This is a genomic window from Nesterenkonia sp. F (assembly GCF_000220985.1).
GTDB lineage: Bacteria > Actinomycetota > Actinomycetes > Actinomycetales > Micrococcaceae > Nesterenkonia.
Map to the genome: position 1 here is coordinate 1 of NZ_AFRW01000124.1, position 10,342 is coordinate 10,342.

A 10,342-nucleotide genomic window follows, 5' to 3' on the forward strand; every position below is an offset into this window, starting at 1 on the left:
GAGGGCACCACCGACAGACCCAGCATCCAGCGCCAGGACTCCATCGGGGCGAAGGTCAGGCCGATGATGAAGCCGAGGAACTGGCCGGAGACGATCGCCAGGGCGTAGAAGGCGGTGACCTTGCCGCGGATGCGGGCCGGGGCGATCTCGGAGAGGTAGACCGGCAGGGTGACCGCCGCCAGCCCGGCCCCGAGGCCGACGATGACGCGGAAGACGAAGAGGACCTCCGTCGTCGGCGCGGCCGCCATGCCGATCGGGGCGATGATGAAGGCGACGGCGGTGGCCATCAGCACCTTCCATCGGCCGAAGCGGTCGGACATCCGGCCGCCGACGGCGGCGCCGACGATCGCACCGAGGATCAGACCGGTGACGACCCAGCCCTCGGTCCAGCTGTCCAGCTGGAACTCGTCGCGGATGTAGAGCAGCGCCGCGGAGATGACTCCGGTGTCGTAGCCCCAGTTCAGCCCGCCCAGTGCACCGAACAGGTAGATGAGGACCGTGCTCTTCTTGCGCCCGGCGCCGGACGGCGTCGGGCGCTGATCAGGTGTGGTGTCGCTCATGAGTGTGTCCTTCGTCCGAATCGGCCGCCGGCGTCATCGCCGCGCGGCGCTCATCCTGGTCGTCATCTGCTCGAGCTGGAATCGCGAGACCTCGCGGGCGTCCTCGTTCTCGCCGAAGACGCTGGTGACCATCACCGACTCCGCGCGCTGGTCGAAGCCGTTGCGGGCCAGCTCGGAGAAGAAGAGGTCCCAGTCGACGTCGCCGACGCCGAGCTTGTTGTGCTGGTGCACCCGGGCGGGGGACTCGGGGGGATTGGTGATGTAGCGCAGGCCGTTCGAGCGGTGGTGGTCATAGGTGTCGGCCACGTGCACCACGCGCAGCCGGTCGCCGACGGCGTCGAGGATCTCCGGCATCGGGTCCTCGTAGTGGAAGGTGTGCGGGGCGACGTAGACGAAGCCGAGGTGCTTCGAGTTCACCCCGCGGATGACCCGCCAGGCGGCCAGTCCCTGCTCGACGAAGTCGTCGGGGTGCGGGTCGATCGCCACATGCAGCCCCTCGGACTCGATGGTCGGCAGCAGCTCCTCCATCGAGCGGTGGAAGGCCCGCTCGGACTCCTCGGCCAGCTCCGGCCGGCCCGAGAACTCGGTGTTGAGCTGCTCGACGCCCAGGTCCACCGCCATCTGCAGGACGCGGCGCCAGTGGCGGACGGCGGCCTCGCGGGCGTCGGGGTCCGGAGAGGACCAGCGCTGCACCGGCAGGATCGAGGCGATCGAGACGCCGGCGTCGGTGCAGGCCTTCTTCAGGTCCCGCACGAGGTCGTCGTCGGCGGTCGGATGCCGGAAGAACGGGGCGAAGTCCGGGTGAGGGGTCAGCTGCAGGTGCTCGAAGCCCAGCTCGGCGGCCAGGCGCGGGAACTCCAGCAGCGAGTGGGTGCTGTGGAAGGGAGTGGGATCCAGGGCGTACTTCATGGGGGCCGGTCCTCTCGGTGGGGGGAGGTGGGGGCGAGCGAGGGGGCGGGTCGACTCAGGCCGCCGAGCGGGAGTAGAAGGTCGGCCGCTCGGCCAGCCGCACCGGCTGCAGGCTCTGGTCCTGCTGGGAGGCGACGCCGGCGGCGCAGCAGGCCGCCGTGGCGTAGCCGTCCCAGGCGTCGGGGCCGGCGATCTCGCCGCGCAGCGTGGCGTCGACCCAGTCCTGGACCTCGCGGTCGTAGGCTTCGCCGAAGCGGGTCACGAAGCCGGCGTCGACGGTGCCGCCGCTGCGGCCCCCTGCGGTGAGCTGCAGCTCGGAGCCCTGGCCGATGGAGACCACCCCGTCCTCGAACGAGGCCTGGGTGTGGACCTGGTAGCCGAGCTGGGCGTTGACGAAGATCTCGACGGTGGCCAGCAGGCCGGACTCTGTGCGCAGCGTGACCAGCTGCGGGTCGTGGAGGCTCTCCGCCGCCCGCGAGCTGCGCCGGCCCAGGCGCACCTGGACCTCGGTGATCTCCTCGCCGGCGAAGTACCGCACGGCGTCGAACTCGTGGACCACGGAGTCGTGGATGATCATCTCGTCGGTGAACTCCGGCGGCGAGACCGGGTTGCGGTGCTGGTGGTGGAGCAGCAGCAGCTCGCCGTGCTCGCCGGAGTCGATCAGCTGCTTGAGCTGTCGGTAGCCGGCGTCGAATCGGCGCATGAAGCCGACCTGGATCAGCTGCCGGCCGGCGGCCGCCTCGGCCTCGACCACGCGCAGCGAGGACTGGGGGTCCGGGGTCAGCGGCTTCTCGCAGAGCACCGGGATCCCGGCGTCGATGAGCCGCAGCAGGGCCTCCTCGTGGAGGAATCCGGGGGTGGCCAGCACCACCGCGTCGGCGACGTCGGCGGCCAGCAGCTCGTCGAGACCGGTGAATACCTGCGCGCCATCTGCTCCCGCGGCCGCCGCGGAGGCGCGGTCGACGTCGACGTCGACCACGGCGCTCACTCGGGCGCGCAGCGTGCGGTGGGCGAGGCGGTCGACGTGGTCCGAACCCATGCGGCCGGCGCCGACGACTGCGACGCGGAGCTCGTCCTGCGGTGAGATCGACATGTGTGATGCTCCTCGATCGGGGGTGGGGCGAGGCGTGCTCGCGAAGCTGTGACTGCACTCACTGTAGGACACATCACGTGAATATGTCCAGACATTCGGACTATAAGATTCAGCAGGCGGCCCGACACAGCTCGGGCGGGGGATCCGGAACCGCGGGACGGCGCCCCGAGGGCGCCGCCGCGACGTCCGGATCCCCCGCCCGATCACAGGGAGTCCGCAGGCCTCAGCCGGTGGAGGGGAAGTTCATCGAGGCGGTGGACTCGTCGTTCTCGTGCGGCCACCGCTGGGTGACGACCTTGCCGCGGGTGTAGAAGCGCACGCCGTCGGGGCCGTAGATGTGCAGGTCGCCGAAGAGCGAGTCCTTCCAGCCGCCGAAGGAGTGCTGGGCGGCCGGCACCGGGATCGGGATGTTGACCCCGACCATGCCCACGGTCACCTGCCGCTGGAAGGTCCGGGCGGCGTGTCCCGAGCCGGTGAAGATCGCGGTGCCGTTGCCGTAGGGATTGGCATTGATCACCCGGATCGCGTCCTCCAGCGTGTCCACGCGGACCACGGCGAGCACGGGCCCGAAGATCTCCTGCTCGTAGGCCGACATCGACTCCTGCACCCGGTCCAGGACCGTCGGACCGACGAAGAAGCCCTCCTCGCGACCTTCGACCACCAGGTCCCGGCCGTCGACGACGACGGCGGCGCCGTCGGCCTCGGCCTCGCCGACCAGCCGCCGGACCCGTTCGGTCGAGGCCGGGGTGATCAGCGGGCCCATGTCGGTGTCCTCGGCCGTGCCGTCGCCGACGGTGATGTCCCGGGCGCGCCGGCCGACCTTCTCGACGACGGCATCGGCGGCGTCGCCGACGGCCACGGCCACCGAGATCGCCATGCAGCGCTCGCCGGCCGAGCCGAAGGCCGCCGCCGAGAGGTGGTCGGCGGCCAGCTCGAGGTCCGCGTCGGGCATGACCACTGCGTGGTTCTTCGCCCCGCCGAGGGCCTGGACCCGCTTGCCGTGGGCGGTGGCGGTCTCGTGCACGTGCTTCGCGATCGGCGTGGAGCCGACGAAGGAGACGCCGTCGACCAGCTCATGGGTGAGCAGGCCGTCGACGATCTCCTTGTCGCCGTGCAGCACCTGGAAGACGCCGTCGGGCAGGCCCGCCTGCTTCCAGAGCTTCGCCAGCAGCAGCGAGGCCGAGGGGTCGCGCTCGGAGGGCTTGAGCACGAAGGCGTTGCCGGTGGCGATGGCGACCGGAGCCATCCACAGCGGCACCATCACCGGGAAGTTGAACGGGGTGATGCCGGCGACCACGCCCAGCGGCTGGCGGAAGGAGAAGACGTCGATGCCGGTGGAGGCCTGGTCGGAGTAGTCGCCCTTCAGCGTCTGCGGCATGGTGCAGGCGTACTCGACGACCTCCAGGCCGCGGGCGACCTCGCCGGCGGCGTCGGAGAGCACCTTGCCGTGCTCGGCGGTGACCAGTGCGGCCAGCTCGTCGGTGTGGGCGGCGACCAGCTCGCGGAAGCGGAAGAGCACGCCCATGCGCTTCGCCAGCGACATCTCTCCCCAGGTGTCGGCCGCGCGTCGGGCGGCCTGCAGGGTCCGCTCCAGATCCTGGTCGTCGCCGAGGTGGAGGCTGCCGGTCGCCCGGCCGGTCGCGGGGTTGAAGACGTCCTGGCGGCGTGAGCCGTGGCCGGGGTCGGAGTCGCCGTCGATCCAGTGGGTGATCGCGGCGACCGCGGCGGAGCCGTCGGCGGTCTCGGGAGTGGTCTGAGCAGTCATCAGTGGTTCCTCTCGGGGTCCGTGGTCCCGTCCCCGGCGATGGGGGCGGTGCCCAGCAGCCGTCGCTGCCGGGCCTTGTGCTCGCTGTAGGTGCGGTGGGCCTGCTGGGCGGAGTCCAGCTCGGAGACGCCGGTGACCGGCACGTCCCACCAGGACTCGGAGTCCGGGGCGTCGATGTAGGGGGTGGACTCGACGTGGATGAGCACCGGGCCGGTGCCCTCCTCGCGAGCCTTGGCTGCGGCGACGGCGTCCTGCAGCCGCTCGACGACGTCGGCGCCGCGCTCGACGCGCAGCACGTCGACGCCCAGCGACTCGGCGTTGGTCGCCAGGTCCACCGGCAGCGCCGAGCCCTCGTCGAAGCTGCGGGTCTCCGCGTCGAGGTAGCGATACTTGGTGCCGAAGCGCTGCGAGCCCAGCGACTCGGAGAGCGCGCCGATGGAGGCGAAGCCGTGGTTCTGGATGAGCACCACGATGAGCTTCAGCCCCTCGGCGACGGCGGTGACCAGCTCGGTGTGCATCATCAGATACGACCCGTCGCCGACCATGACGACGACGTCGCGGCCGTCGCCGGAGGCGTCGGTCCCGGCGCCCGGGCCCGCCGTCGTCGAACCGGTGGCCGCGGTGCCGGCGGCCTCGGCCAGCGCGGCGCGCTTGACGCCCAGCCCGCCGGCGATCTCGTAGCCCATGCAGGAGTAGGCGTACTCGACGTGATAGCCGTGGGGATCCCGGACCCGCCACATCTTGTGCAGATCGCCGGGCAGCGAGCCGGCCGCGCAGACGACGGTGTCGCGGTCGTCCATGGCCGTGTTGACCGCGCCGATGATCTCGTTCTGCGAGGGAAGCGGCTGGTTCCGGGTGCCGAAGGCCTCGTCGACGATGCCGTCCCAGCGGGCCTTCTCGGTGCGCACGGTCTCGGCGATCTCCTCGCCGGCGTGGTGGCCCACGGAGGTCAGCGCCTCGGTCAGCGCGGTCAGCGCCTTGCCTGCGTCGGCGATCACCGGCACCGAGGCGCTCATCTTGTGGGCGTCGAGTCCGGTGATGTTGATGGTCACGAACCGTACGTCCGGGTGCTGGAAGGCCGTCATCGACCCGGTGGTGAAGTCCTCCCAGCGGGTGCCGACGCCGATCACCACGTCGGCCTCGGCGGCGTAGGCGTTCGAGGCGGTCGAGCCGGTGGAGCCGATCGCTCCCAGGCACAGCGGGTGGTCCCAGTCCATGACGCCGACGCCGGCCTGCGTGTAGGCGACCGGGGTGCCGGTGGCCTCGGCCAGCTCCCGGAGCTTCTCCTCGGCGAAGGCGTAGTGCACGCCGCCGCCGGCGACGATGAGCGGACGCCGGGCGGAGCGGATGACCTCGACCGCGTCGGCGAGGTCGGTCTCCTCGGGTCCCGGGCGGCGGATCCGCCACCGACGCGGAGCGAGGAACTCCTCGGGGACCTCGATGCGCTCGGCCTGCACGTCCTGCGGCAGCGAGATGGTCACCGCGCCGGTCTCGGCGGGGTCGGTGAGCACCCGCATGCCGTGGAGCAGCGCCGAGTACAGCTGCTCGGGCCGGGAGACCCGGTCGAAGAAGCGGCTGATCGGGCGGAAGACGTCGGCGCAGCTGACGTCATAGGCATGCGGCAGCTCCAGCTGCTGCAGCACCGGATCCGGCGCACGGGTGGCGAACTCGTCGGAGGGCAGCAGCAGCGCCGGCAGCCGGTTGGTCGTCGCCAGCGCGGCACCGGTGACCATGTTGGTCGAGCCCGGCCCGATCGAGGCGGTCACCGCGTAGGTCTGCCGCCGGCGGGTGTGGCGAGCGTAGCCGACGGCCTGGTGGACCAGGCCCTGCTCGTTGCGGCCCTGGTGATAGGGCATGAGCCCCGGGGCGAGCACCTGGGCCTGCTTCAGCGCCTGGCCGACCCCGGCGACGTTGCCGTGTCCGAAGATCCCGTGCATGCCCGGGATGGTGCGGACCTCGACGCGCTCGCCGTCGACGTCGTCGACGGTGCGCTGGTTCGCCAGGAACTCCACCGTCGCCTGGGCCACCGACATCTCGCGGGTGGTCATCGGTCCTCCTCCTTCGCTCCGGTCTGCACCGGAGAGGTCGCGTCGGCGGCGGGGGCCGCCGCAGGGTTCTGCAGCAGCGACGCGGCCTCGCGCACTGCGGCGGCGACGTCGCCGCCGTCGGGGTAGAGCAGCGTCCGGCCCACGGTCAGGCCCTGCACGCCGGGAAGCCGCAGGGCGCTGCGCCAGGTCTCCAGCGTCTCGTCGGTCGCCGCCGTGGGCTCGCCGCCGAGCAGCACGGTCGGCAGGGTCGTGGCGGCCATGACCCGCTCCATCTCCTCGACGACGGGCAGCTTCAGCCAGGTGTTCGCCGAGCTGCCGCCCAGCCCCTGGGCGATGGCCACCGACTGCACCACGGCGTCGGGGCTGAGGTCGTTGACCACCCGGGCTCCGGAGGCCCGGGAGATGAACGGCTCGACCATCGCCACCAGATCGTGGGCGTGCAGCCGGTCCACCGCCTGGGCGGTGGTCTCCAGCATGGAGGTGGTCGCCGCATCGTCGAAGGCGATGCGGGTGAGCATCTTTCCGCCGGTGGCGCCGAGGTCGGCCAGGGCGGCGGCGGTGTGGCCGGTGAAACGGTCGTCGATCTCGTTCACCAGGCCGGGCAGCCCGGCGCGGTTCATCGAGCCGAAGATCTGCTTGCCCTCCAGTGCGCCGAGCAGCAGCAGGTCGTCGAGGACGTCGGGGGAGGCGAGCACGCCGTCCACGGCGGGCTCGGCCAGGGCGGTGCGCAGCCGGTCGAGGAGATCCCGACGGTCGGCCATCGCCCGAGGGTCGTCCTTCACCGCCAGGGCGCCGCGGGCGGCGTGGTCGGCGGCGATGATGAAGTTCTGCGTGCCGTGGACGACGCCGGGGTGGTGCCGCCGGGACGCGGCCGCCGCGGCGATCGCCTCCGGGTGCTCCAGGCGCAGCCGGGTCAGCGGCTCGTAGCGGCGGGGGTCGTCGTCGCCCGGGGGCGAGATCTCGGTGCGGGCCTGCTCGAGGGCGGTGCTCATGCGGTGACCTCCTCGGGCACGGTCCGGCCGCGATCGGCCAGCATCCGGTTCACCGCGCTCGGCGTCGGCATGGCCTCCGAGCAGGCGATCTCGGAGGCGACCAGCGCGCCGGCGGCGTTGGCGTAGTCGAGCACCTGCTCCAGCGGCCAGCCGGCGAGCAGGCCGTGGACCAGCGCCCCGCCGAAGGCGTCGCCGGCGCCCAGGCCGTTGACGGTCTCGACCGGCAGCGGCGCGGAGATGACCCGCTCGTCCGCGGTGGCGGCCATGACGCCCTCGGCGCCGCGCTTGACCACGGCGAGCCGCACTCCGGCGGCCAGCAGTCGATCCGCCTGCTCGTCCGGAGTGCCCTCGCCGACGGCGACGGCGCACTCCTCGGAGTTGCCCACGGCGACGGTGACCTGCGGCAGGATGCGCTCGACCTGCTCGCGGGCCTGTTCGACCGAGTCCCAGAACATCGGTCGGTAGTCGAGGTCGAGGATGGTGTGCTGTCCGGCGGCGAGCGAGGCCTGCGGCCGAGCCTGGTGGGCGGCGACCTGGGCCTCGCGGGCGGTCGGCCGGGAGAGGCCCGTGACCGTCGACCAGAAGATCGTCGCGTCGGCGATCGCCGCGGTGTCCAGCTCTCCGGCCTCGATCTCCCAGTCCGGCGCGCTCGGGGAGCGGCCGTAGAAGTACAGCGGGAAGTCCTCCGGAGGCCGGATGGCGCAGAAGGTCACCGGTGTCTGCAGCGCGGACACCGGGGCGACCCACTGGTCGTCGACGCCGTAGCGGCGCAGCTCCTGGTGGAGGAACGCGCCGAAGGGATCGTCGCCGGTGCGGGTGATCACCGCCGGGCGGCGTCCGTGGCGGGCGGCTGCGACGGCGACGTTGGCCGGCGAGCCGCCGAGGTACTTGCCGAAGCTGGAGACCTCGGCGAGGTCGACGCCGATGTCGTTGGGGTAGATGTCGACGCTGATGCGTCCCATCGTGATGAGGTCGTGGGTCATCGATGCTCCTGTGCATGCGGGGGCCGGCGGGACGCCGGCGCGTCGGGGCGGCGGCGAGGTCAGCGGATGCGGGTTCGCGAGCCGCAGCCGCAGAGGTGCTTCCGGGTGCGGCTCGCGATGGGCAGCGGGTCGTCGAAGGAGGCCACCGGATACATGTCCTGCTCGACGATGCCGAAGAAGGAGCGGTCCAGCGGTTCGAGCGCGTCGATCACCGCCTCCAGCGAGGGTTCGCCGGCGGGCGGCTCGACCATCACGCCGGCCTTGTTGGCCGCCGCCCAGGTCAGATTCTCGCGGCGGACCGTCTCCATGACCTGCGGGTCGATCTGCTTCAGGTGCAGGTAGCCGATGCGCTCGGGGTGGTGGCGGATCAGCTCCACCGAGGAGGCGCCGCCGTACTCGGCGTGGCCGGTGTCCAGGCAGAGGCTGACCCGTTCCGGGTCGGTGACCTCGAGGAACCGTTCGATCTGCTCCATGGAGCAGACGTGCGAGTCGGCGTGCGAGTGGAACTGCTGGGCCAGACCGTACTGGTCCTGGAGCACGGCGCCGAGCTCGTCGTGGCCCTCGGCCATCCGGCGCCAGCCCGCGTCGTCGAGGGTGCCGGGCTCGACGGCCTCGCCGGTGACGTCGTCGCGCCACATCGCCGGGATGGTCACCAGATGCCGGCCGCCGACGGCGGCGGTCAGCTCGGCGACCCGGTGGACCTGCTCCCAGGTGGCCCGGCGCTCCTCGGGGTCGGCGCGGTGGAAGGCGGTGAAGATCGTGCCCGCCGAGACCTTCAGATCACGGGCGGTCAGTTCTGCGGCCAGCGTCGAGGGATCGGTGGGCAGGTAGCCGTACGGACCGAGCTCGACCCAGTGGTAGCCGGCCTCGACGACCTCGTCGAGGAAGCGCCGCCAGGGGGTCTGCTGCGGGTCCTCGGGGAACCAGACGCCCCAGGAGTCCGGGGCGGTGCCGATGAGCACCGGCGATTCGGTGCCGTCCTCGGCGCGTACGGGGGTGCGGGCGTGGGCGGTGGTCACTTGGGCCTCCTCGGCGTCGTTCGCGGGCGGCGTCCGACGGACGGGTTCATCGTGGTGCACACCACTTTGGCGCTTCGATGTTCTAATGTCAAGACATATGGGGTCAGGAATCTCCGAGGCGGTATGCGCCGCTGAGTCGCCCCGCGGGGCGACTCAGGTCCGGTCGGCCGGGATCGTCGCGCCGTCGGTGCTGTCGGCGGCGTCGACACCGGCGCCGCGGTTGAAGCTCGTCTCGATCTCCTCCAGCGAGCGGCCCGTCGTCTCCGGGATCCGCCGCCAGGTGAACGCCAGCCCGGCGCAGCAGATCACCGCGAAGCCGGCGAAGGCCCAGCCGACGCCGACGGCCTCCAGCACCGGCGGGAAGCCGAGGGCGACGATGCCGTTGCCGATCCACAGCGCAGTGGTGGCCACGGCCATGGCCGCCGCGCGCACGCCGAGCGGGAAGATCTCGCCGAGGACCACCCAGGTCATCGAGCCCCAGCTGGCCTGGAACAGGAAGATGTAGACGGCCATGCAGGTCAGTGTGACGATGCCGACGAGTCCGAAGCCGTCGGGTTCGGGGAGCATCAGGTTGGTGAAGGCCAGCACGCCCAGGCTCAGCGCCATGCCGGCCGCACCGGCGAGCAGCAGGGGGCGGCGGCCCCAGCGGTCTGCATAGGTCAGCGCCAGCCAGACGGCCAGGATGTTCATGATGCCGATGATCAGGTTGGAGGCGACGGCGGCCTGGTCGGAGAAGCCGACGTTCTGCAGCGTGGTCGGTGCGTAGTAGATGATCGCGTTGGCACCCATGATCTGCTGCAGCACGGCGACCACGATGCCGACGACGAGGATCGGACGGATCCAGGGCTGCAGCAGCGCTGTGAGGCGCTGGACGCCGGCGGCCGTCTCGGCCTGCCTGATCGCATGGATCTCCTCGAGCTCGGCGGCGGCCTCCTCCTCGCTCCGGTCGGCCCGCAGGATCGCCCAGGCGTCC

At 71.8% G+C, this 10,342-nt stretch carries 9 protein-coding genes; all 9 read right to left on the minus strand.

The genetic code is table 11. The features are described from left to right. Positions 1 to 560 (minus strand): MFS transporter (locus GU5_RS0111810; RefSeq protein ID WP_010525780.1); only part of this gene is annotated, 560 nt, incomplete at its 3' end. Between the two features lie 33 nt (positions 561 to 593). Beyond that, on the minus strand, positions 594 to 1,469 hold the full coding sequence (locus GU5_RS0111815) for a sugar phosphate isomerase/epimerase (RefSeq protein WP_010525781.1): 876 nt from the start codon (positions 1,467 to 1,469) through the stop codon (positions 594 to 596). A gap of 55 nt (positions 1,470 to 1,524) precedes the next feature. Continuing rightward, positions 1,525 to 2,562, minus strand: a complete 1,038-nt coding sequence (locus tag GU5_RS0111820) for a Gfo/Idh/MocA family protein (protein WP_010525782.1) — start codon at positions 2,560 to 2,562, stop codon at positions 1,525 to 1,527. Between the two features lie 223 nt (positions 2,563 to 2,785). Continuing rightward, positions 2,786 to 4,327, minus strand: coding sequence for a CoA-acylating methylmalonate-semialdehyde dehydrogenase (locus GU5_RS0111825; RefSeq protein ID WP_010525783.1), 1,542 nt, complete (start codon positions 4,325 to 4,327; stop codon positions 2,786 to 2,788). Then, positions 4,327 to 6,375 carry a 3D-(3,5/4)-trihydroxycyclohexane-1,2-dione acylhydrolase (decyclizing) gene (locus tag GU5_RS0111830; protein WP_010525784.1) on the minus strand — a complete coding sequence of 683 codons (2,049 nt, stop codon included), beginning with the start codon at positions 6,373 to 6,375 and terminating at the stop codon, positions 4,327 to 4,329. Before GU5_RS0111830 ends, GU5_RS0111825 begins: the two co-directional genes overlap by 1 nt. Beyond that, on the minus strand, positions 6,372 to 7,367 hold the full coding sequence (locus GU5_RS0111835) for a hypothetical protein (protein WP_010525785.1): 996 nt from the start codon (positions 7,365 to 7,367) through the stop codon (positions 6,372 to 6,374). The genes GU5_RS0111830 and GU5_RS0111835 overlap by 4 nt, the downstream gene beginning before the upstream one ends. Next, entirely contained in the window at positions 7,364 to 8,350 is a 987-nt protein-coding gene (gene iolC / locus GU5_RS0111840) for a 5-dehydro-2-deoxygluconokinase (protein ID WP_010525786.1), read from the minus strand. The genes GU5_RS0111835 and iolC overlap by 4 nt, the downstream gene beginning before the upstream one ends. Positions 8,351 to 8,409: 59 nt before the next feature. Continuing rightward, positions 8,410 to 9,369 (minus strand): sugar phosphate isomerase/epimerase, encoded by a 960-nt coding sequence (locus tag GU5_RS0111845; RefSeq protein WP_010525787.1) that lies wholly within the window; start codon positions 9,367 to 9,369, stop codon positions 8,410 to 8,412. A gap of 153 nt (positions 9,370 to 9,522) precedes the next feature. Then, the coding region (locus GU5_RS15520; protein WP_010525788.1) for an MFS transporter at positions 9,523 to 10,342 on the minus strand (820 nt) is incomplete at its 5' end.

Excerpts from the sequence above, each read along its gene's own strand:
- GU5_RS0111820 (WP_010525782.1), bottom strand. The coding sequence starts at position 2,562 with ATGTCGATCTCACCGCAGGACGAGCTCCGCGTCGCAGTCGTCGGCGCC.
- GU5_RS0111830 (WP_010525784.1), bottom strand. The coding sequence starts at position 6,375 with ATGACCACCCGCGAGATGTCGGTGGCCCAGGCGACGGTGGAGTTCCTG.
- iolC (WP_010525786.1), bottom strand. The coding sequence starts at position 8,350 with ATGACCCACGACCTCATCACGATGGGACGCATCAGCGTCGACATCTAC.
- GU5_RS0111835 (WP_010525785.1), bottom strand. The coding sequence starts at position 7,367 with ATGAGCACCGCCCTCGAGCAGGCCCGCACCGAGATCTCGCCCCCGGGC.
- GU5_RS0111825 (WP_010525783.1), bottom strand. The coding sequence starts at position 4,327 with ATGACTGCTCAGACCACTCCCGAGACCGCCGACGGCTCCGCCGCGGTC.
- GU5_RS0111815 (WP_010525781.1), bottom strand. The coding sequence starts at position 1,469 with ATGAAGTACGCCCTGGATCCCACTCCCTTCCACAGCACCCACTCGCTG.